We start from the raw sequence: 347 nt of genomic DNA, 5'->3' as shown, positions 1-347 counted from the left end.
ACGCTAGATACCGCACCACACCTTGGAGATGAAGAAACAAGACAAAAATTGAAAACAATTTATCCATTAGCATGGACAGGTAAGAAAATTATTTTTTATTGTTTTCCTGTTAGTAATTTGGATATATTCGTGATTACGTATTTAGAACTCCACTATGTAAATGGGCAAGTCTTTCAGGTAATGGGGCGTTGTGCATCCTTTCCTAAAAATGAATTTCAAGAGACATTAGAACAACTAGAACAACTTGTTACCTTTGAAAGCTGACTACAATAATATTTGTACTATATGTTCAGGAAAACAAGAAAAAACTTTGTATGACAAGATTTTTTTACAAGAAGATTTTATAG

Annotated in this window: 1 pseudogene; it reads left to right on the top strand. The window is 31.7% G+C overall.

Annotated features, from left to right (window positions below):
• A pseudogene (locus tag JDS99_RS31130) lies at positions 1-264 on the top strand (hypothetical protein); the annotation flags it as partial.
• Positions 265-347 lie beyond the last annotated feature (83 nt).

The sequence above is a fragment of the Bacillus cereus group sp. N6 genome (assembly GCF_016483705.1).
Classification (GTDB): Bacteria; Bacillota; Bacilli; order Bacillales; family Bacillaceae_G; genus Bacillus_A; species Bacillus_A wiedmannii.
Note: the sequence above shows the minus strand (reverse complement) of the source record. Positions and strands in the feature narration are given on the sequence as shown.